The 21,012-nt window shown below is 57.5% G+C and carries 22 protein-coding genes; 5 read left to right on the top strand and 17 right to left on the bottom strand.

Going from position 1 to position 21,012, the window contains the following annotated elements:
- Positions 1 to 35: 35 nt before the first annotated feature.
- Together G5137_RS07940 and G5137_RS07935 are read right to left on the bottom strand one after the other, a co-directional pair.
- A complete protein-coding gene (locus tag G5137_RS07940; protein WP_421255203.1) occupies positions 36 to 1,829 on the bottom strand; it encodes a polysaccharide biosynthesis/export family protein in 1,794 nt (597 codons plus the stop codon).
- A gap of 1 nt (position 1,830) precedes the next feature.
- Positions 1,831 to 2,205, bottom strand: coding sequence for a hypothetical protein (locus tag G5137_RS07935; protein ID WP_201996467.1), 375 nt, complete (start codon positions 2,203 to 2,205; stop codon positions 1,831 to 1,833).
- Positions 2,206 to 3,375: 1,170 nt separating this feature from the next.
- Between G5137_RS07935 and G5137_RS07930 the strand changes: the two genes are divergently transcribed.
- A complete protein-coding gene (locus tag G5137_RS07930; protein WP_216953357.1) occupies positions 3,376 to 3,900 on the top strand; it encodes an acyloxyacyl hydrolase in 525 nt (174 codons plus the stop codon).
- Positions 3,901 to 4,071: 171 nt separating this feature from the next.
- Here the strand turns inward: G5137_RS07930 and G5137_RS07925 are convergent, their stop codons facing one another.
- From G5137_RS07925 to G5137_RS07875, 11 genes are all read right to left on the bottom strand, one after another.
- Positions 4,072 to 5,568 carry a C69 family dipeptidase gene (locus G5137_RS07925; protein ID WP_421255202.1) on the bottom strand — a complete coding sequence of 499 codons (1,497 nt, stop codon included), beginning with the start codon at positions 5,566 to 5,568 and terminating at the stop codon, positions 4,072 to 4,074.
- Between the two features lie 460 nt (positions 5,569 to 6,028).
- Positions 6,029 to 6,664 (bottom strand): maleylacetoacetate isomerase, encoded by a 636-nt coding sequence (gene maiA, locus G5137_RS07920; RefSeq protein ID WP_005361400.1) that lies wholly within the window; start codon positions 6,662 to 6,664, stop codon positions 6,029 to 6,031.
- Between the two features lie 139 nt (positions 6,665 to 6,803).
- Complete coding sequence (locus G5137_RS07915; protein ID WP_421255201.1) at positions 6,804 to 7,799, bottom strand: fumarylacetoacetate hydrolase family protein; 996 nt, start codon at positions 7,797 to 7,799, stop codon at positions 6,804 to 6,806.
- Positions 7,800 to 7,809: 10 nt separating this feature from the next.
- Positions 7,810 to 8,961 carry a homogentisate 1,2-dioxygenase gene (locus tag G5137_RS07910; RefSeq protein ID WP_421255200.1) on the bottom strand — a complete coding sequence of 384 codons (1,152 nt, stop codon included), beginning with the start codon at positions 8,959 to 8,961 and terminating at the stop codon, positions 7,810 to 7,812.
- On the bottom strand, positions 8,954 to 10,090 hold the full coding sequence (hppD, locus tag G5137_RS07905; protein WP_421255199.1) for a 4-hydroxyphenylpyruvate dioxygenase: 1,137 nt from the start codon (positions 10,088 to 10,090) through the stop codon (positions 8,954 to 8,956). The genes G5137_RS07910 and hppD overlap by 8 nt, the downstream gene beginning before the upstream one ends.
- Before the next feature lie 224 nt (positions 10,091 to 10,314).
- Entirely contained in the window at positions 10,315 to 10,983 is a 669-nt protein-coding gene (locus G5137_RS07900; RefSeq protein WP_421255198.1) for an HAD family hydrolase, read from the bottom strand.
- Positions 10,984 to 11,009: 26 nt separating this feature from the next.
- Positions 11,010 to 11,669: a TIGR01621 family pseudouridine synthase gene (locus G5137_RS07895; protein WP_421255197.1), complete on the bottom strand. Its 660-nt coding sequence runs from the start codon at positions 11,667 to 11,669 to the stop codon at positions 11,010 to 11,012.
- A 176-nt stretch (positions 11,670 to 11,845) separates the two neighbouring features.
- On the bottom strand, positions 11,846 to 12,538 hold the full coding sequence (locus G5137_RS07890; RefSeq protein ID WP_005337302.1) for an ABC transporter permease: 693 nt from the start codon (positions 12,536 to 12,538) through the stop codon (positions 11,846 to 11,848).
- Between the two features lie 3 nt (positions 12,539 to 12,541).
- The gene (locus G5137_RS07885; RefSeq protein ID WP_005352911.1) at positions 12,542 to 13,282 is read right to left on the bottom strand and encodes an ABC transporter permease; all 741 of its coding nucleotides are present in this window, start codon (positions 13,280 to 13,282) and stop codon (positions 12,542 to 12,544) included.
- Positions 13,283 to 13,493: 211 nt separating this feature from the next.
- Positions 13,494 to 14,267, bottom strand: a complete 774-nt coding sequence (locus tag G5137_RS07880) for an ABC transporter substrate-binding protein (protein WP_005337307.1) — start codon at positions 14,265 to 14,267, stop codon at positions 13,494 to 13,496.
- A 49-nt stretch (positions 14,268 to 14,316) separates the two neighbouring features.
- On the bottom strand, positions 14,317 to 15,087 hold the full coding sequence (locus G5137_RS07875) for an ABC transporter ATP-binding protein (protein ID WP_005337310.1): 771 nt from the start codon (positions 15,085 to 15,087) through the stop codon (positions 14,317 to 14,319).
- Positions 15,088 to 15,619: 532 nt separating this feature from the next.
- Between G5137_RS07875 and G5137_RS07870 the strand changes: the two genes are divergently transcribed.
- Positions 15,620 to 16,522: a lysine exporter LysO family protein gene (locus G5137_RS07870; RefSeq protein WP_227343036.1), complete on the top strand. Its 903-nt coding sequence runs from the start codon at positions 15,620 to 15,622 to the stop codon at positions 16,520 to 16,522.
- Between the two features lie 103 nt (positions 16,523 to 16,625).
- On the opposite strand, the gene iadA is transcribed toward G5137_RS07870, so the two are convergent.
- Positions 16,626 to 17,756, bottom strand: coding sequence for a beta-aspartyl-peptidase (iadA, locus tag G5137_RS07865; RefSeq protein ID WP_421206611.1), 1,131 nt, complete (start codon positions 17,754 to 17,756; stop codon positions 16,626 to 16,628).
- Positions 17,757 to 17,822: 66 nt separating this feature from the next.
- Complete coding sequence (locus G5137_RS07860) at positions 17,823 to 18,605, bottom strand: ABC transporter substrate-binding protein (RefSeq protein ID WP_005344726.1); 783 nt, start codon at positions 18,603 to 18,605, stop codon at positions 17,823 to 17,825.
- Here G5137_RS07860 and G5137_RS07855 point away from each other — a divergent pair.
- Together G5137_RS07855 and G5137_RS07850 are read left to right on the top strand one after the other, a co-directional pair.
- Positions 18,604 to 18,909 carry a hypothetical protein gene (locus G5137_RS07855; protein ID WP_421255196.1) on the top strand — a complete coding sequence of 102 codons (306 nt, stop codon included), beginning with the start codon at positions 18,604 to 18,606 and terminating at the stop codon, positions 18,907 to 18,909. The two genes, G5137_RS07860 and G5137_RS07855, sit on opposite strands and share 2 nt — an antisense overlap.
- Before the next feature lie 83 nt (positions 18,910 to 18,992).
- Positions 18,993 to 19,601 (top strand): ACP phosphodiesterase, encoded by a 609-nt coding sequence (locus G5137_RS07850; RefSeq protein WP_421255195.1) that lies wholly within the window; start codon positions 18,993 to 18,995, stop codon positions 19,599 to 19,601.
- Between the two features lie 56 nt (positions 19,602 to 19,657).
- Here the strand turns inward: G5137_RS07850 and G5137_RS07845 are convergent, their stop codons facing one another.
- Positions 19,658 to 20,041 carry a DUF2069 domain-containing protein gene (locus tag G5137_RS07845; protein ID WP_107684428.1) on the bottom strand — a complete coding sequence of 128 codons (384 nt, stop codon included), beginning with the start codon at positions 20,039 to 20,041 and terminating at the stop codon, positions 19,658 to 19,660.
- Positions 20,038 to 20,388 carry an arsenate reductase (glutaredoxin) gene (gene arsC, locus G5137_RS07840; RefSeq protein ID WP_108612511.1) on the bottom strand — a complete coding sequence of 117 codons (351 nt, stop codon included), beginning with the start codon at positions 20,386 to 20,388 and terminating at the stop codon, positions 20,038 to 20,040. The genes G5137_RS07845 and arsC overlap by 4 nt, the downstream gene beginning before the upstream one ends.
- A gap of 60 nt (positions 20,389 to 20,448) precedes the next feature.
- Between arsC and G5137_RS07835 the strand changes: the two genes are divergently transcribed.
- Positions 20,449 to 20,931 (top strand): TlpA family protein disulfide reductase, encoded by a 483-nt coding sequence (locus G5137_RS07835; protein WP_421255194.1) that lies wholly within the window; start codon positions 20,449 to 20,451, stop codon positions 20,929 to 20,931.
- Positions 20,932 to 21,012: the final 81 nt, after the last annotated feature.

Below are 21,012 nucleotides of genomic sequence, written 5' to 3'. Positions count from 1 at the left end.
ATTGGCGAGTCTGCTTTTTTACAGCAAGAAGCGCCTTAGTTAATTGCTACGTTAGCAGCCACGGCGATCTGATAAATGATTTGGGTAATATCCTTGACCGATTGCATGGTTTTGCTGTCAACCTTGGGCAACACCAAAATCTGATCACCGGGCTGGACACTCCCCTTATCTTTAAACTCCACCAATCCGTTGGCATGAACCACGGCAATCCGCTGGTCATTCGCACGCTCGGTAAATCCACCCGCCCAGGCCACATAGTCATCGAGAGTCGCATTGGCGTTATAGACCACAGCCTGTGGCATCAAGACTTCCCCACCGACCTGAATCAGGTCCGTTCTGTTCGGTATGACAATCTGGTCACCCTGTTCCAACTGAATGTTCGCGACAATCCCCTTGTCTGCGACCACCACCTTGCCAAGAGGCTGGATTTTTCTGGCCTTTTCGACAAAGCGCATCACCAGTTCTGCCTCTTTGGCACGGATCGCCGCTTCACCATCCGAGCTGGCAGGAGCAGTAAACACACTGCGCTCCAACCGGTTGAGCGACTCTTCCAACATCTCTTTTTGCCGCGCAGCGACACTCTTGCGCATCAGGTAGATGGATTGGTAATCGGCAAGCTGTGGGTCAATGGGAATATGGTTGAGCAGCTCATGCAGCTTGGTCTGCTTGCGCACAGTGAAATATGAGGGCCCCATATAGCTACCTGCGACCTGCACATCATAAACCTGTGCATGCATGTCATCATTGAACAAGACTTTGTCACCATCCTTAAGCTGGAGGCTGGCAAAATCCTTGTAAGGTAAATAGATGGAGAATGGACCACTTGGACGGTCACCTATCACCCCGACATGACTCACCTTGGCAAGCGGCAGTGCGTAGTTAACCAGCTCCGAGCCTAGCGTATTACGCTGAGTCAATTCGAAACGGAAGGGATTACGAACCTTGCCCGCAACATTTATCATCGGGCCCTGTGGCTCTACCAGGATGACATCCTGATCTTTAAAAGAGAGCTTGGGCATTTTGCCCTGCTGCATGAATTCATACAGATCGATTTTTTGGATGACCTGATTCTGGCGTAATACCTTTATTTGACGATAGCTGCCGCGCTCCGAGTCGATCCCCCCAGCCCGCTTTAGAAAATAGAGCACACTGTCAGAGGATTGACCCGCATACTGGCCTGGCCGTATTACCGGGCCAGTGACAAACACACTCACGGGAGTTGTTGTCAGCAGGTTGACGTAGATATTGACATTATTTGTAAAAACATCGCCAATCCTGCTGGTCACCAGATTATTGACCTGGCTGGCAGGTACATTCTTGACATTTATCGGGCCGACATCAGGGATGAAAATATTGCCCTGATTATCTACCGTCACTACATTTGAAAAATTGACGGCACCCCAGATCCAGATATTAAGCTTGTCCCCTGGCGCTATCAGATAATTGTCATTCAAGCCATCGCTGCGTTCGGTCTCATAGCCACCGGCAAACAGATTGGCGCCATAGGGAGGAGGTAATCCAGCCTCTGCCAGGGGCAGTAATTTACGTACATCTGCCTCACCGGGTAACAACATCCCTTGACGATTCTGTTGGGTAAAACTCCCGGTCGTTGAACTTGTGTTGGCCTGCCCACTCAGTGCTGCTTGACCACCAAGCTGGGTGCCGGTGTTTTCAGCAGCCTTTCCTGAAAGGGTGTAACCAAATGATGATCCATTTGCTTGCGCTAAATCCGGGGCGGCAATGGCCATGGTTGCGCAGGATGTACTGATGAGAAACAGAAGTGTGCCGAGCTGATAAATTTTCATTTTGTTCAAAACATGTGCCTTCATTTTATTGCTCAGCAAGAAGGTTGCTGACAGAGGTCTGTTCCAGTTGAGGTATCAGATACCATTGTTCTTCAGTCTTGCATGCCGCGCGCCTTTGCGAATGGCCTTGCATGCTGTTAAACAACAACTCAACGCACTCAAGACCCAGAGCCGAAACATAGCGTTGCCCCAGGGTATAGGTAACATTGTTTCTACTGAATGCAGCGCCTTGTGGCAGTGTATTCAGCGCCTGCTGCAGATCGGGAGGCATGGCATACAATTCAGTAGCAACTGACGGGTTGACGAGAGGACGAGACGCTTCTACCTGCTTTGGCTCATATGCACAGCCACCAACTTGTATGGCTAACGATATGGCCAATAACCGGGTTGCAAAATTCATGTGTCAATATTTCCCATGGAGTCAAGTGTTGATCTGTTAAAGCCAGGTCGCCTTATGGTCTGGCAACGCTATTGCCGATCGACTCATTATCTTTCATGACCAAAAAACGAACTGACATGTGGCTGTTCATCCCCAGCCCTGCAACTGCAAAAGCGGGTTTTGAGTTCCTCATCAACAGACAATCTGCCGAGACTGCGAAGCGATACCAGGCAGTCTGAACAAGAGGGCTTTGCTCAAAAAATTACCATTTACAGCACACATTTCAGAATGTTCTGAGTGAATCGAGCAAGACACGATATATGATGGATCTCAGACAGAACAGCAATAGTCTCATCAGAAGTAGGCATGAGCTCTAAAATGAGCAATGCTGCTCAATTGCTGTAAAGATGTAGCGATGTTGATGCGAAACACTGTTTTTTTGCCATAGCTACCGCACGGCAATGACATCTTCCCGGACAAAAAACAGACAAAATGGATGTAAAACTAAAACAGGAGGGAAAATAACGATGCCTGCCAGCTCAAAAAGCAGACAGAAATTGATTGCAATGTAAGCACCCACCCCGTGCATTAGAACGTCACAATGTGACGTATATCATGTTTATTCTCATTTTTTTCGAATGCTATCAATTAGCCACAATTGGGTCAACACTCAAAAAACTCACCTGCATTCTTCACACGACAAAGAGGGACACAAGACTCTGTTTTTAAAAGATTTACACTCAAAGCAGCATTGGTAATAAATGTATTCGTACGGTGTAAATATTTTTGACGACAAGCAAGATTAATTTAGAAATTTCTTAATTATCCCTCGCTCCTCCAAAAAGAAATTAATTTTTGTGAGTCACATCCATTGAACTTTCAATTAAAATATGGTTGGCAATACTTTATTCGAGTTCGGCAACCTCTCTGATATCCCCATCAATCCACTCAGCCATTGCCTGAAAAGTGACCGCCATTAACATCACACATAACAAACTGTTCAAATAACGTTCAGCCAGACTCCGTTTTTCCCCCGTTATTGAGAACATAAAAGTGATAGACCATTTATTCGCCAACATGGTTTTTTTTAGTTTTTCTGGCCGTGATTGACAGGGTTATTGCCTGTTGACTATGCCTGATATGTGTCCGATTGAATCGGCACCACAGGGTCTCAACGACATTGGAGGGGGCATGGACGCTAACACTCTATCAAGGATTGGCCTGCTGGTTTCACTGCTCACCAGCACAGGGGCCGTGGCCAATGACAATATTCTTGCCCTGCAGCTGGGCAAGGCGTTCAGCAATGAAAAGCTTGACATCAAGATCGCCGATGCCAAGTTTCACCACATGTTCTGGCGCTGGGGAGACTCGGCCTGTCAATTTGGATTGGGAGTGCGTGGCGGTACCCTCAAGGTAGAAGATGAAGAGACAGCAAGACTGGGAGGCGGTGCCCGTATCGAATGCCAATGGGGTAACTGGGTGACCTGGATCCCCGGCGAAATGGTCTGGCTCGATCAGTATCAATTTGGCACCCGCGGCCACGGCTACAAGGATTACGGCGGTCCCTTGCAGTTCGCTCTGGGTATCGGCCTCGGTTACGCCATCACCAAGAATTGGCTGATCGGCTATCAGTATGAGCACATGTCCAACGCCTATATGTATGACAAGAACCCGGGGCTGGACAGCCATACCCTCCATATCGAGTACCGTTTTTAGCCAGACAGACTTCGTCGTGCTCATCTGAACACACTCTGCAAAAAAGCCTTCACTCCCGTGAAGGCTTTTCGTTATGTCGTCTTCTGATAACAAAGGTGACAGTGAGAAGATCACCATACTCAAGACATGGATGACGACACGCTCTGCCGCCTTACCACATCATGGGGGCAATCAGTCCTTTTTCGCCTTGTTGGCGAAGAAGATATCGGCCTGAATATCCTGGGTGCGTACAGTGAAGATCTGGTTGGTGAGATCGTCGGTCAGCGTTTCCGCCTCCTTCATCACCCGCAGATTGAAGTCGTTGAGCATGCTGTTGGCGGCGGCCTTGTCGGTTTTGACCGTTTTCAGGTAGCTGGCTTCCATCTCTTTCTGCTCTTTGGCGATCTTCGCCTCCCAGCTCTGGTACGCCTGCTTCACTATGGGGGCCAATTTGGGGTAATCGGTCATCACCAGGGTCTGCAGTTTGCGATATTTCCAGTAGATGGAGTCGCTGTCGGCCTTGTCACTGCCCATGGCATAGTGCGCCGGATAGGCTTCCAGACCGCTGTAGTAGGGAACGAAGGCGGTCAGATCCGCCATGCCGAGGCCCAGATAGGTCACCTCCCCCACCTCACGCGGCATCCAGGGGCGAACCTGCATCACGTGAGACTCGTAAGTGCGGAACACACTGACGGGGCGCCACGGCTCCTGACCGTTCAACCCCTTGCTGTAGGGATCGTGCTCGGTGCCGTCATAGTGATTGCGCAGCACCGCCTTGACCTCCTCCAGCGTCATCTTCTTCTCGGGGGCGAGGGTGACCGGGAACTGACGACCGGCATCCACCGCCTGCTTGAGCGAGGGGTTGAACATCTGCTGGATGGTCCAGACCCGCGGATCGTTATAGGTGCGGTCCCGCTCGTCATCGCGGGTATAGGCTTTCGAGAAGTTGAACGCCCCATCCTTTTGCGGATGGTAGAGCCCCTTCTCGGTGGCAAATTCGATCAGATTCTTCGATCCCATCGTATCGGCACTGGCGGGATCGTACTGCTGCAAGCGGCCCTGATTGCCGGTAGCGAAATAGTGATTTTTCGGCAGTCGCTGCGCCATCCAGTGGTGGCCGGTGGCGGTCTCCAGATACCAGAGCTCGTTATCATCCACCACGGCGACACCAAATCCCTCTCCCGCGCCTATGGTCTCGATGATGTTGCCAAGCAACGAGATCGCCTCGCGGGCCGATGTGGACCGGGAGAGCAACACATCGGGAATGTCATCCTCGGTGATCCCCTTATCTTCCACATAGGGGTCAAAGGCGAGCGCGTCGGGTGAGGCAAAAATGGACTCGGTGCCGCTCACCCCGACTCCCTTCTCGTTGAACCCGGTGGCGCCATGCAGCTGGGTCTTCCAGTTCGGTACCGTGGTATAGCGCAGGGAGTTTTTCGGCAAGGGGTAGCTGAAATCATTGGCGCCATTGTGAGCCTTGGAGCTGTGCATACCGCTCTGCCCCTGCTTGGCCGGATGGATCACGAAATGCTGGGCTTTCAGGGCATCGCTGTCGGCGCTGCGGGCCACCATCATGGAGCCATCGGCGCTGGCTTCACTGCCGACCAGCAAGGTGGTACAGGCGAACGCCGACGAGAAGAGAGCAAGGTTGATGGAGAGTGCGACGACGCACTTTTTGAAGGAATACATGAGATCTCCTTGTTGCACAGAGTGGTTGCAAATAAGCGGTGGCGCGCCAGTCAACCTGCCGCTGTCACAAGGGATCTGCGCGGTGACACGGGCGGGCAGTGCGGGCCATCAAACCGTAAACACGAAAAAGAGCAGTGCGAATAAACCATGGAAACCAGGGAGGTAGCCAGGCCCCCTGATAGGCGACCTGTGCGTATTTCTGCTTTCCGCTGTCCCGCTGGCGTGGCGATACTAGGCCCAATCAACTGACTTGAGTGTGACTGGCAGCCCAAAACACCGATAACAAAGACTCAATCGATGCAAAATGTTGATAAATGTGACAAGTGCAGGATCCTTGGCGACATTCAGCCGTCAATACGAGGCACGCAAAGCGCATAGAGAGGGGATTAAAGAGATAAGGAGATGTAGCGCGCGGGATGGCGTGTTGATGCCATCCCGCGATTTTCGTTAAGTCAGCTTGTCACTGCGCGTCCGGCTGGTTGGCGGGGGCGGCTTTGATAAAGGCTTGCAACTGTTCGCAGTTGGCGACGATGCGGCGGATGGTGGGGTAATCGTCCAGGGTCATGTCGTAGCGACGGGCGTTGTAGACCTGGGGCACCAGCATGCAGTCGGCCAGGGTCACTTCGTTGCCGACGCAGTAGACACCGGCGGTGGTCATCAACAGCTGTTCGAGGGCGGTGAAGGTCTCGTCAATCCAGTGGCGATACCAGCGGGCCTCCTGCTCGTTGTTGGCCCTGAAGTGCTCTTCCAGATAGTTGAGTACCCGCAGATTGTTGAGCGGGTGAATATCACAGGCGATCATGTTGACGATCTGGCGCACCCGGGCCCGCGCGTCGGGGGAAGAGGGCATCAGTGAGTAGGCGGGATAGGTCTCGTCAAGGTACTCCATGATGGCGACCGACTGACCGATCTGCACATCGCCATCCACCAGAAACGGCACCAGCCCTTGGGGGTTGATCCGGCGATAGGCCTTCTCGCTCTGCTCGCCTTGCCGCAAATTGATGGGATGCTGCTCGTAGGCGAGCCCCTTGAGCTGCAACACGATCCGTACCCGAAAACTTGCCGACGAACGCCAATAGCCAAACAACTGCAACATAATCTGTCCCTGCATCTTATCTGGGCCCGAAGCCCGGCAGGTGCTCGCCACCTGCCTCCTTGTGTATCCGGCACCGGTTGAGGGCTCGTCGTGATCCGGACATATCCCGAATATCCTTGCCGCCAACCGGCGCTGGCCATCAACCTCCCTGACCGCTCGCTGGCACCACCTGTTGAGAGATAGTGCCAAACAGGTTTTGGCCAGAGCGATCTTCCATCGCGATCGACACTCTATCACCAAACTGCAAATAGGGGGTTATAGCTTGATCACAATCAAGAATTTCCAGCATGCGGCGCTCGGCGATGCAGGATGAACCGGCGCTGCGATCGTAGTTGGAGACGGTGCCCGAGCCGATGATGCATCCCGCACCAAGGGGGCGGGTCTTGGCCGCATGGGCAATCAGCTCGAAGAAGTTGAAGGTCATGTCCACCCCGGCATCCGGTGCGCCAAACAGGGCGCCGTTCAGATGGGTGCGCAGGGGCAACAGCACCTTGCCATCGCGCCAGTCATCCCCCAGCTCGTCCGGGGTGATGGCCACCGGCGAGAAGGCGCTCGACGGCTTGGACTGGAAGAAACCAAATCCCTTGGCCAGCTCCCCCGGAATGAGATTGCGCAGGCTCACATCGTTGACCAGCATCAACAGTTTGACGTGACTGGCGGCCCCCTGCGGGCTCACCCCCATCGGCACATCGTCGGTGATGATGGCCACTTCCGACTCGAAATCGATCCCCCACTCCTCCGAGCCCATGACAATCGGCCCACGGGGAGCCAAAAAGCTGTCGGAGCCCCCCTGATACATCAACGGATCGTGCCAGAAGCTTTCCGGCATCTCGGCGCCGCGAGCCTTGCGCACCAGCTCCACGTGGTTGACGTAGGCGCTGCCATCGGCCCACTGATAGGCACGCGGCAGCGGAGAGAGGCAAGACGCTTCGTCAAAGGGGAACGCCTCGGCCACACGGCCCTCGTTAAGCTGCTGATAGACAACCTCCAGCCTGGGGGAAACCTCGGCCCACTCATCGAGGGCGGCCTGCAAAGTCGGGGCAATCTCGCTCACCCGTACCGCCCGGGTCAGATCCCGGCTCACCACCACCAAAGCGCCATCGCGCTTGCCATTGTTCAATGTTGCCAATTTCATAAGCGATTCCTTATTTGCCGGCAGCCGCGTCCGGGCGCTGCCAGCTGGAGACATACCGGGTGTTCTCGATCCCTTCACAGAGGCTGCCGACGTTCAGCGCATCGCGGGTGTCTAGCATCACCGCCACCTCGTCGGTGAACTTCTTGGCATAGGCCTGCCCCGCCGCAAACGCCTTGGGATGGGGGCCGTGGGTGAAACCGGCGGGATGGAAGGTGACCATGCCCCGCTCGATATTGTCCCGGCTGAAGAAATCCCCGGCGTGATAAAAGAGCACTTCGTCGTAATCGTCATTGCTGTGATAGAAGGGCACCTTGAGGGCGCCGGGATCGCTCTCGATGGGGCGCGGCACGAAGGTGCAAATCACAAAGCGGCTCGCCACAAAGGTGGAGTGGGCCGACGGCGGCAGATGGTAGCGGTGGCTCATCAGCGGGCGGATATCCCGCCAGTTGAGACGCACCACACACAAGTCGCCGTGCCACCCCTGGGCGTCCAGCGGATTAAACGGCCAGGTGATGACGCTAATCTCGTCGTGGCGTTTGACCTGCAGCGACCAGGGATTCTCATCCTGCTGGGCCAAAAAGCGCTCGTTGATGGCGGGCACATCCAGCGCCGCCGGGTCGAAGATGGCGTGATTGCCCACCAGCCCCTTGTCCGGCAGCTGATAGCTGTCGTTGGTCGCCTCGATCATCAGGATGAACAGGGGCGCCGTCGGCTCGATGCGCCACATGGTGCCACGGGGGATCACCACATAGTCGCCGTCCCGCAGGCTCAGGTGGCCGTAGTCGCAGAAGAACTCGCCGCTCCCCTCGTGGATAAAGAGCAGCTCGTCGCCGTCGGCGTTGCGCACCAGAAACGGCATCGCCTCGGAGAGCCGCCAGATGCGATAGCGGCAGTGGGGGTTGCTAAGAATGTCGGGAGCCACCCAGGGAGAGAGCGAGCTTACCTCCTCTTGCAGGGCATTGAGGTCAAACAGCCGTGGCCGCAGCGGTCCCTCCCAACTGATCCAGTCAGTGGGTGCATGCTTGTGGTGCATGTGGGTAGCTGGGCCGAAAAAGCCGCTGCGCCCCAGTTCGCGCTCATAGATGGCCTGTTCCGGCAGGTCGGCATGGGCCTGCCGGGAGTGGGTTCCCTCCCGATGGGGGAAGTTAATCCAGTTACGCATCGTTCGCTCCCTCTTTGCGGGCACCCTTCTCATCCTCGGCGCCATCCAGCACGCCGCGGCGGATCTGGTCCAGCTCGATCGATTCAAACAGCGCCTTGAAATTGCCCTCGCCAAACCCTTCGTTACCCTTGCGCTGGATGATCTCGAAGAAGACCGGGCCAATCACGGTGTCGGTGAAGATCTGCAGCAGGATGCCATCCTTGGTAGGGGAGCCGTCGATGAGGATGCGCAGCTCTTTGAGGGCCGCCAGATCCTCCTGATGCCCCTCGACCCGGCTGTTCACCTTCTCGTAGTAGGTATCCGGGGTCGGCATAAAGCCGGTACCGCGGCTGCGCAGGGTGTGGATGGTGTGGTAGATATCGCTGGAGGCCATAGCGATGTGCTGGATCCCCTCCCCCTTGTACTGGCGCAGGTACTCCTCAATCTGGGACTTGTCATCCGCCGACTCGTTGATGGGGATGCGGATCTTGCCGCAGGGGGCGGTCATGGCGCGTGAATGCAGCCCGGTCAGCTTGCCCTCGATATCGAAGTAGCGAATTTCGCGGAAGTTGCCGATCCGCTCATAGAAGTTGGACCAGACATCCATATTGCCGCGATGCACGTTGTGGGTCAGGTGATCGATCTCCATAAGACCGGCATCTACCTCTGCCATCCGGGACTGCCAGTCGGGGTAGAAAACAAAATCCACGTCATAGATGGAGCCCTTGTCGCCATAGCGGTCGACAAAGGAGAGCGTGCTCTCGCCGATACCGTAGATGGCGGGAATATTGAGCTCCATGGGGCCAATCTTGCCGACAAAGGGCTTGGCCCCCTTGGCGATGGCGAACTGCTGGGCCTTGCCCGCATCGCTCACCCGAAATGCCATGCCGCAAACGCTCGGCCCGTGCAGGCTGGCAAACTGCTCCGCCTGGGAGTGAGGCTCGGCATTGACCACAAAGTTGATATCCCCCTGCCGGTAGAGCCAGCACTGCTTGTGTTTGTGCTTGGCGACCTCGGCAAACCCGAGCGAAACGAACAGGCTCTTGAGGGCGGCAATCCCCTTGGCATCGGGGGCTGTGTACTCGACAAACTCGAAACCGTCTGTGCCTAACGGATTGATGGTATGGGTGGCGGAAGAGGTGGCATTCATGGGGCGCTCCTTGCTCTTGATTCGGTTAAAACGGATTGCAGCACCCAGCGGCGCGGCAAGTGTTAACAACTTGTTTCATTAGAAGCAGGGCGTAGCAGGAAGAGAAGAGGCGGGTTGCAGATAGTTTTTCGCTGCTGGCAGCAAAGAATGTAAATGGATTGTGACATTCAAGCCGCAGCCTTGCGGATCAAACGGTAACGACCCGCAGGACTGTCAGCTTTGCATTACAGTTGCCAGTTTTTGACCATCAGATGGGGCAAGCAGGCCCGGGCCTTTTGCAGTCGCACAGGCGTCGGATTGATCAACCACGCCTCTTTCCCCAACCCCAGCAGTGGCAGATCGTGCAGGCTGTCGCTCAAGGCCAGCTCGGCATCAAGGGCGCAAATCTCCGGCAGCAGCTTGTGCTGGCCGTGGCAATAGAAGCGCGGCATCAGGCCGCCAAAACGGTAGTGCATCTGCGAGCCAATGATCCGGTGGGGCAACTGGCCGGGCAGTTGCTGATAGAGCTGGGCGCGCACCAGCGCGCAGGGACTGGCGGAGATCACCCAGCAGCGCGCCCCCTCGCGTTGCAGCAGCTCGCGAGCCTGACGAAACAGTCCCGGCCTGATGCGGCAATAGGCGCGCACCAGCTTGCGCCAACCGAGGGGAGAGAGCCCCAGCGTGATGGCCCACCAGATAAGGGAAATACCGCGCCGCCGCTGGCTGGGCACCAGATAGACCAAACCACCGAGCGCAATCACTGGCAACAGCAGCAGCGGCCAGATCCGGCGGCGCAGAATATAGCGCAACAGACCGGCGTGGCTGTCGCCTGGAGCCAGGGTGTCGTCAAAGTCGGCCAAGATCCAGCGCGGAGTGCTCCCGTCAGTATCACACTCTTTCGCTGAATGGATCATGGTGTCAGGTGCTGGGCGCATCAGCATCAGGGCGCAAGGGCTGCGATGGCGGCCGTGAGCTCGGGGGTGACAAATTCACTCCCCACATCGGGCGGACATACAAAGTCGAACGGCTCGCCCGCCAGGGTAAAACTCAGTCGCCAGGCGTGCAGATAGCCGCGATCGGCTGGCGTACCGCCATAGCGCTCATCCCCGAGAATGGGGGCGCCGATACTTTTGAGGGCAACCCGGATCTGGTGGGTTTTGCCGGTCTGGGGCTTGATGCGATAGAGCCGCAGCCCCTCGCGCACCGATACCGAATCAAACCTGCTGATGGCAGGATTATCCAGAGTACGCACCAGCATCCAGCTGCCGCCGCGCCCCTTTTGCATATCCCCCTTCACCCAGCCCTGCTTCTTCTTGGGTTTGCGATCGGAGAGCGCCAGATACTGTTTGCTCACCTCGCGGGCCGCAAAAGCCATGCTCAGCTCGCGATTCGCCTCCGTGGTGCGAGCCAGCAGCACCAGCCCAGAGGTCATCTTGTCGAGCCGGTGCACCGGATAGAGGGTGAGCCCGGTATCGGCCTTCACGCGATTGACCAGCCCCGGATTGACCGACTCACCGTCGCCCTTCTCGTCGTGCATGCCGATGCCGGGCTGCTTGTCGATAACCAGGAAAGCGGGATGCTCAAACAATATCCGGTACATAAAACCTCGGGAACTGGGGAATAAGGCTCACAGCCAACGACTGGCGGCGCTCGGGAGTGCTGCATTCTCCCTGCTCGTCCGCCATTTGGCAAACCGGACAGGCGGAGGATAAAGATAAAAAATGGCCCCGCCTGCAACAGGCGGGGCCATTTTCGCTCATCTTGGCAGATCACACCTTACACATTGCGCGGGCGCAGGTGGGCGTGCCAGCGCGCTTCCCACTTTTTGAACAGCCAGACGATGACAAAGGTGAGCAGCATATAGAGCAGCCCTGCGGTCAAAAAGGCCTCGAACGGACTGTAGTAGCGAGAGTTGATGATCCGCGCCGCGCCGGTCAGATCGACGATGGTGATGATGCCCGCCACCGCCGAGCCTTGCAGCATGAAGATCACCTCGTTGCTGTAAGCCGGCAGTGCCCGACGAAACGAGTTGGGCAAAATGATCCGGGTCAGGGTCTGCCAGCGAGTCATGCCAAAGGCGTTGGCAGCCTCAATCTGGCCGCGCGGCATATTGTGTACCGCCCCGCGCACGATCTCGGCGGTATAGGCGGCGGTATTGAGGGTGAAAGCCAGCAGCGCACAGAACCAGGCTTCGGAGAAGAGCGACCAAGCGGCACTGTTCTTCAGCCACTCCCACTGGGCGGCGCCGTAGTAGATGATAAAGAGCTGCACCAGCAGCGGGGTGCCGCGAAAGAAGTAGATATAGGCCCAGATCGGCCCCTTGATCAGCCAGTTGCGGCTATTGCGCAGGATGCCCATGGGCACCGCCAGCATCAACCCAAGGATCAGAGAGAGGGCCACCAGCCAGACGGTGGTATAGAGCCCCTCCCAGTAGGTGGGCCACTCTTTGAGAATGATTGAGAAATCCATGGCTTACCTCGTCTTGATGGCATAGTGACGCTCGGCCCACTTGAGTGCCGAGGTGGAGACTGCGGTGAAGATCAGGAAGATCAACGCCACCGCCATGTAGAAGGTGAAGGGTTGCTGGGTCGAGCCCGCCGCCAGCGAGGCTTTGCGCACCATGTCATCAAGGCCGATGATGGAGACCAGCGCGGTGGTTTTCAGCAGCACCAGCCAGTTGTTGCCAAACCCCGGCAAAGCGTGGCGCATCATCTGGGGGAAGAGGATCCGCACAAACACCTGGGTTGCCCGCATGCCAAAGGCCCGTGCGGCCTCCAGTTCGCCTTTGTCCACTGCCAGAATGGCGCCACGAAAGGTCTCGGTCATGTAGGCGCCGAAGATAAAGCCTATGGTCGCGACACCGGCCACAAAGGGGCTGATGTCGATATAGTCCGGAAGCAGGGAGACCCACTCCTGATTGGGATTACTCTCCAGTAACCAGCTGTTGTAAGTCTCGTTGACCCAGGTGCAGATACCGTTGATCAGCACCTGGCCGCCAAAGAAGAGCAGCATCATCAGCACCAGATCGGGGATACCGCGAATAATGGTGGTGTAGCCGGTGGCGATGGCCCGGGCCCACTTGTAGGGAGAGAGTTTGGCCAGCGCCCCCAGCATCCCCAGCAGCAACGCCAGCAGCAGGGAGGCCAGCGCCACTTCCAGGGTGACCCAGGCGCCCTCCAGCAGCGAGGCTTCGTATCCTTTCAAATCAAACATATGCAGCTCCATCGCCACTGAATCTTCACGCACCTGCTAACCAGAAGGCTCCATAGCAGTCCGAATGAAATATGTGCAGCTCCATTGCAATCAATGCGGGCCCGTAAACTCCCTCAGGGAGGTGACGGGCCCGATGACTACTGACGGGATCAACCTGTCGTTATTTGCCGTAGACGTTTTTGGACTTACTCGCCGTAAACGTCTCTTTGTTTTACTCTCCGTAAACGTCGAACTCGAAGTACTTGTCGTTGATTTCCTTGTACTTGCCGTTGGCACGCAGCGCCAGAATAGCGGCATTGAATTTCTCTTTCAGATCCTTGTCAGCCTTGCGCACCGCAATACCGGCACCTTCGCCAAACCACTTGGGATCGGTCAGTTTCGGGCCGACGAATTCGAAGGCATCACCGCCCTCTTTCTTCAGCAGACCGTCGGTGATGGCGGCAGAGTCGGCCAGCACATAGTCCACACGACCGGATTTCAGATCGAGATAGGCTTCATCGGCGGTGCCGTAACGCTTGATGGTGGCATTGGGGAAGTTGTCGGTAATAAAGGTATCCATGGAGGTTGCACGCTGCACCGCGACGGACTTGCCTTCCATAAAGGCTTTGTCGAGCTGCACATCAGTGCCCTTCTTGGCGGCGAAGCGGGCCGGAATGTGCTGGTACTTCTGGGTGAAGTCCACTTTCTTCTTGCGCTCTTCGGTGATGTCCATGGTAGCGATGATGGCGTCAAACTTGCGCGACAGCAGCGCCGGAATGATGCCGTCCCAGTCCTGCTTGACCAGGGTGCACTTCACTTTCATCTCTTCGCACAGGGCGTTGGCGATGTCGATATCAAAGCCTTTCACCTCGCCACTGGGCTCGGTCCAGGAGAAGGGGGGATAGGCACCCTCCACCCCGATCCGGACCTCTTTCCACTCCTTGGCCATCAGGCTACCGGACGCGAGGGCAGTGACTACGGCTGTCGCCAGCATCAGCTTGTTCATGTATCTCTCCTTGATAAAACAGTTGATTGGGTAACCAGGCATCCCGCCATCAGTAGATGGAGGAGATGAATTGCTTGAACCGCTCGGATTTGGGATGGGCGAAAATCTCCTTGGGGTTGCCCTCCTCTTCCACCCGCCCCTGATGCAGAAACATCACCTTGTTCGATACATCCCGGGCAAACGACATCTCGTGGGTCACCACCAGCATGGTGCGTCCCTCTTCGGCCAGCTCGCGCATCAGGCCAAGTACTTCTCCCACCAGCTCGGGATCCAGCGCCGAGGTGGGTTCGTCAAACAGCATCACCTCGGGCTCTACCGCCAGCGCACGGGCAATGGCGGCCCGCTGCTGCTGACCACCGGAGAGGTGACCGGGATAGTAGTCGCGCCGCTCCCAGAGTCCAACCCGGTTGAGTAGTTGCTCTGCCTTGGCCAGTGCTTCGGCGCGAGGCACCTTGAGCACCTGGATCGGCACTTCGATGATGTTCTGCATGATGGTCATGTGTGACCAGAGATTGAAACTTTGAAACACCATGGCCAGTCGGCTGCGGATCCGCTCCACCTGACGCATATCCTCGGGCAACCGCTCGCCGGCGCGGCTGGTTTTCATCCGGATCAACTCGCCATGGAGCGAGACGGTGCCGGATGAGGGGGTTTCAAGCAGATTGATACAGCGAAGAAAGGTCGACTTCCCCGAGCCGGAGGAGCCGATAAGGGAGATCACATCCCCCTTGTGGGCGGTCATGTCGATGCCCTTGAGCACTTCGTGGGTGCCAAAATATTTGTGCAGATCACGTACTTCCAGTGCGGCAACGTCGCTCATCCATTACAACCTTGTCTGTCCCTAGACGCCGCAGGGGCGTGACTCAACCATCGTCCATTTAACAAAAAGTTAACCGATGGCAACCTTCAGCGAAAATATCACCCGGATAGTGAAAAAACAATACAGAACGAGGGTCTTCAGAGGATTCGCTCTATTTTTATTCGCTCTTTGCGTATTTTTCAGCACTTTGTTTGCATAAACAGCCGTTTCAATGGCTATTCCGATACCGCCTTTTTATACCCCAATCATATCAGTGGCAAGAGAAAAGCGTGATGTGTGCCAAACCGGCACCAAAATGGCTTTATGCACCCCCTTGCCGAGCGAAATATCGGCACCCCGATTGGATCAACTTGATTTCATTGGTGCACTCGGGCTCGCACAGAACCTTATCAAACAGAGAGGTTGTGGCAAAAAAGTAACAATCCGCCCCCAAAAGGGCTGTTTTCGGCCATGAAAGCGAGAGATATGTGACACAGAGCCAATAAGTAATGATAAGGTGGTGTTTTTATCAGTTTTTGTGATCGAGGCCTCGATGCTGCTCAATGTGTTGCTGATCCTGTTGCCACTGGCAATCGGCTATCTGGTTCCCCTCTCCTCTGCCCGACTGATCAAGCTGGTCAACCAGAGTCTGGGCAAGATGGTCTACCTCATTCTGTTTCTGATGGGGCTCGGGCTTGCCTATGTGGAGAACCTGGGCAGCAATCTTGCGGTGATCTTCAAGGTCGCCGGGGTGATGCTCACCGCAATCACGGTCTGCAACCTGCTGGCCCTCTGGTGGCTCGACAAGCGCACGCCGCCGACCCACGAGGCGAGCGATGCCAAGATGCCGGGCAAGTTGCACCTGCTGTGGGAATCCCTGCAGCTCTGCTTTGTGGTGCTCGGCGGTGTGCTGCTGGGTCTACTGGTGGATCTGCGCGCCCTGCCCATCGACAAGTGGAGCGAGTGGGCCCTGATGCTGCTGCTGTTTCTCATCGGGGTGCAGATGCGCAACTCCGGCATGCGGCTGCGCCAGATCCTGCTCAACCCCTGGGGAATGAAAATCGCCGCCACCGTCATCCTCAGCAGCTGGCTGGGCAGCCTGCTGGCGGCCCAGTTGCTGGGGATGCCCTTTGCCCATGGTCTGGCGATGAGCTCGAGCTTCGGCTGGTATTCGCTCTCCGGTATTCTGGTGGCCGACAAACTGGGGCCGGTGCTCGGTTCTGCTGCCTTTATCAACGATCTTGGGCGTGAGCTTATCGCCATCCTGATCATCCCGGTCCTGATGCGTCGCCACCCCTCGGCGGCCATTGGTTACGGCGGCGCCACAGCGCTGGACTTCACCCTGCCGGTCATCCAGAAATCAGGGGGTATTCAGGTGGTGCCGGTGGCCATTGTCTCCGGCTTTATCCTGAGCCTGCTCGGCCCCATCCTGATCCTCGGGTTTCTGGCGCTCTAAGCCTGATTCCCACATTGCAGATAAAAAAGCCCGACCTTGTTGTCGGGCTTTTGCTGTTTGGAGCAACCACGCACTCGCACTGGCTGCGATATTGCCCGCAGCCTTATTCGCGCCACTGGCCGCCACTCATCACTCGCTCGATAGCAAACGTCCGGTCGTGCACCAGCAGCAGATCCGCATCCTGCCCAACCCCGATACGCCCCTTGCTGCCAAGCCCCAGCGCCTGCGCCGGATTGCTCGTCACCACGGCCAATGCCTTCTCCAGCGAGACACCGAGCCGGGTCGCGCGCACGCACTGCTGCCACAGGCTGGCAATCTGGCCGCAGCGCATCTCGATTAGCCGCCCTTCGCCATCAAAGCGCGGCAGGCTGGCGTTGGCATCCGAGCTGAAGGTGATGCGCTCGGCAGGCACATTGGCGGCCAGCAGCTCGACGAGCGCATCGGCGGCAAGCCGCTCGCCATCCTCCAGCAGATCGGGAAAGCTCGAGGTGGTGAGGTCGACCCAACCTCCTGCCTTGCCCCACTCGATGGCCTCGGCAAAGAGCCAGGGATTGCGGTTGCAGTGGGTGGGATAGAGCTGGCGCAGCGGAATATCGGTCTCATCGCGCAGGGCCCGAAGGGGGGCCAATGCCCCCTTGCCATCCCCGACATGGAAGAAGCTGACCCCGCTCTTGCCCGCAAGCAGCCCGGCCACCCGCGCCTCGCTGGCAAGCCTGGCCAGCTCGTCGTGGGTCGGCGCACTGGATCTGTGGTCACTGATGGCCACCTCCCCCACCCCCAATACCTCTGGGATCAGGATGATGTCCGACTCCACCGTGCCGGTCAGGGTCTTGACCGGCAGATGGTAGGAGCCGGTATACATAAAGGCGCTCACCCCGGCGGCACGAAACTCGCGCACCTTGCCGAGCACCTGCGCGGGAGTGCGGGTCAGGCTGTCGGTGCCAAGCGCCGCCACCAGGGTGGTGACGCCGGCCTTGAGCGCCTCGCTCGCCGCCAGTTCAGGGGTGCGAAAGGCAAAGCCCCCCTCACCGCCGCCGCCCGTGATATGGGCCAGCGGATCCACCAACCCGGGTACCAGATAGCGGCCACGACCATCGACCCGATGCAGCGGCCAGTTTGCAGGCACCGTCAACCCCTTGCCCATCCAGGCGATACGGCCATCAGCCACCAGCAGATCCTGCTGGCCAAGGTGGGTGGGGCTGAAGATCTCGGCCCCCTCGATCAGGGTCAACATGGCGATCCTCCTTGCACGATAGTCGCTTGCCCAATGAAAAGAGAGGGAGCAAGCTCCCTCCCCCCGTCAACCACCATATATATCGTACTTGAAGTACTTCTGGTTGATCTGCTGATAGGTGCCATTGGCACGCAGGGCCTTGATCGCCTCGTCCAGCTTGCCCTTGAGCTCCTTATCGCTCTTGCGCACGGCGATCCCCATGCCATCACCAAACCACTGGCGATCGGTCAGGGCGGGCCCTACATAATCGAACTTGTCGCCCCCCTCTTTGCCAAGGAGCCCCTGCTCAATGGCAGAGGCATCGGCCAGCAGGGCCAGCACCCGACCCGCTTTCAGATCGAGATAGGCCTCATCGGCATTGCCGTAACGGACTATGGTAACACTCGAGCCAAAATTGTCGGTCAGGTACTTGTCGTGGGTGGTGGCCCGCTGCACCCCGATGCGCTTGCCCGCCATGCCTTCCGGGGTCAGCGTCAGCTCGGTCCCCTTGGCCGCCACAAAGCGATTGGGAATATGGGCATATTTCTCGGTGAAATCGACCTTCTGGCGCCGCTCGTCGGTGATCGACATGGCGGCGATGATGGCGTCGTATTTGCGCGACAGCAGGGCCGGGATCATGCCGTCCCAATCCTGCGCCACCAGCTCGCACTTGACCGCCATCTGCTGACACAGGGCGTTGGCGAGATCAATATCAAACCCCTTGATCTCGCCCGACGCATCGGTCCAGGAGAAGGGCGGGTAGGCCCCCTCCACCCCGAAGCGCACGGTTTTCCACTCCTTGGCCATGGCGGGGGTGGCCAGCAGGCTGGCAACAAACAGGGCTGAGAGGGTCAGTCTGATCTTCATCATGAGTACTCCATTACATAAAAAGCGCACAGGCGCGGACAAGGCACCGCAGGCGAATGCATGCGATGACCAAAAGCGGCAAAATCTGGATGAGCGAGATCACGCCCGAGCGGACGTCAGTGAACTGCTCCAGAGGTTCGATCTATTCGTCGAACCACTCAGAGAGATAGAAAGGCTTGAAGTAGAAGGCCAGAAAAAAGCCTCTGGCTTTGCGCATCATGGTGGTTTGTCGCGTCCTGTGACAAAGATGGCAATCACCTTAGCACGCCTGAATTTTGCCCGGCAAGAGGCAGCCGCAGAGCAGTAGCAAAATCCCGATCATGGTCAAGGCGGGCGGGATCCGTTAGGCTCGAAGCATCTTGCCATCCCATAACAGACCCACAGCGACCGATGAATTTTCTGGCCCATCTCCATCTGGCTGCCCACACCCGAAGCTCCCTCACCGGCAATCTGCTCGGCGATTTCGTCAAAGGCACGCTGCCCACGGGGCTTGCCGCCCACTTCGATGAGGGGATCTGGCTACACCGCAAAATTGACGCTTTCACCGACAGCCACCCCGAGCACAAGGCGGCCGTCGCCTGTTTCGAGGCCCCCTGGCGCCGCTTTGGCGGCATAGTGGTGGATATGATCTACGACCACTGGCTGAGCCAGCACTGGGAGCTGTTCAGTACCGAGCCCCTGCCCCGCTTCCTGCAACGCAGTTATGAGCAGCTATTGGCGGATCACCTACGCCTGCCGGACGGACTGCCACTCCCCCTCAAACGGATGGCCGAGCAGAACTGGATCGCCTCCTACCGCCACAGGGAGGGGCTGGGGCAAGCGCTGAATGGCATCGGCCGCCGACTGCGCCGCCCGGTACAACTGGGAGAGGCGCTGCTGACCCTCGATGAGTCGCAGTGGCAAACATGCGAGGCGGGATTTCTGCGCTTCTATCCCCAGCTGATGGACTTTAGCCAGCAGCAGCTGGCCCAATATCGGGCAGCGCAAGGGGCACAGTGATCCCTCTGGATAGGCCTGCTTCCCCATAAAAAACGCCCCTTGCGGGGCATTTGTCATCAGTTGGCTTCGTCTTTCTTTTTGCGAATGCTTAAGCCAAGTTCGCGACCACGCAGTCGGGCGTAATAGATGGTGCCGACAAAAGCGAGAGTGGTGAACAGCAATTCCACCACCGCCAGCCACCGCTCCCCCTCATCCGTGGTGATCAGGGTGAGGGCGTGGAGGAAATAGGGCATCAACACGAAGTTGCCCCAGGCGTGGGTGTAGGGATTGCCCTGCACTATCCCCTTGAGGGGAAAGAGCAGCGGCACCGTCCAGATCACCGGCAGCAGCCAGGGGTTGAGGTCCGGGTGGGGTGACAGCCACAGATGCCAGAGGATGACCCAGCCCAGCAGGCCGAAGAAGCCGACCAGAGTCAGCCAACGTGCGAAGCGGGTGCTCACTTGAGGATCTCCAGCACCTGCTCCGGCGGGCGACCAATGCGGGCCTGACCATTCTTGATGACAATGGGGCGCTCGATCAGCTTGGGATGCTGGTGCATGGCACGAATAAGGGCGTCGCCGTTCACTTCGCTGAGGCCCAGCTCCTTGTAGAGATCCTCCTTGGTGCGCATCAGCTGGCGGGGATCGCTAAAACCGAGCAGAGAGAGCAGGTTGCGGATCTCATCTTCGCTCGGGGCCTGCTCCAGATAGAGCACCACATCAGGGGCGATCCCGTGCTGTTCCAGCAGAGCCAGGGTTTCGCGACTCTTGGAGCAGCGCGGATTGTGGTAGATTTGGGTCTCGCTCATGGTAACTCCCTGATTAATCGCAAGATGGGACTAGAAACGGCGCTATTGTAGGGGAAAGTGATGGTCAGGGTAAGCGGCAGTGGAAAGGAATTGAAACGAATTTGTTGGCTGATTGTGGCGGGCCTGCTGGGCGCCTGCACACCCGTCCCCGAATTTACCGATGCAACAGGGCAGTCGGTCAGCCTGCGCCACTTTGCCGGCAAGCCGCTGCTGGTCAACTACTTCGCCCCCTGGTGCGCCCCCTGCCTGCGGGAGATGCCGCGCCTCAACGCGCTGGCGGCAGAAGGCCAGATCACAGTGGTGGCCATCAACTACGACCCGACCACGCCAGCAGCGCTGGACAAGCTGGCTGCGCAGTATCACATCAAGGTGCCGCTCCTTATTGCCAATGAAGATGCCAGGCTCCCCTTCCCTCGCCCAAGCGGCCTGCCCACCAGCTATCTGCTCGATAGCGAGGGCAAGCTCAAGCAGACGCTGGTCGGCGAGCTCGACCAGCAGCAGATCGAGGTGCTCAAGGCGACCGCCAGCAGCATGAGTCACTAGCCCATCGCTGCTATCACCGTCCCCCACATCAACGCCACCGCCATAAACAACAAGGGCGCACCATAGTGCGCCCTTGTTTGA

Source organism: Aeromonas sp. 600282 (genome assembly GCF_049175755.1).
GTDB lineage: Bacteria > Pseudomonadota > Gammaproteobacteria > Enterobacterales > Aeromonadaceae > Aeromonas > Aeromonas veronii_A.
This window is presented reverse-complemented; position numbering and strand designations above follow the sequence as displayed.